The 271-nt window shown below is 35.8% G+C and carries 1 protein-coding gene; it reads right to left on the minus strand.

Annotated elements, in window-relative coordinates; translation table 11 throughout:
* The coding region (locus SB775_RS29680; protein WP_410864824.1) for a hypothetical protein at positions 1 to 271 on the minus strand (271 nt) is incomplete at both ends.

The following is a 271-nucleotide window of genomic DNA, read 5'->3' on the forward strand; positions in this document are numbered from 1 at the left end:
TTGAACTAGCAGCGAGATTAATGTTTCCGTTGACGTTATTAATACTCATATCGCCTTGAGAACTAATTTCCATCGCTCCATCATAACGATAGAAGTTAATGAAAGAAGATTTTGTTATGTTGTTTCCGCTCATTCCAGTTGCGATACCGATAGAAGCGACTGAATTTGTAAATACGTTAGAAGCTACAGTTGTTTGATCAATAACAAGAGATCCATTTAATGTTCCTGCCGTTGTGTAATCATTACCTAATACAACTGCAGTTGTGATATT

The organism is Peribacillus sp. SIMBA_075, assembly GCF_046534585.1.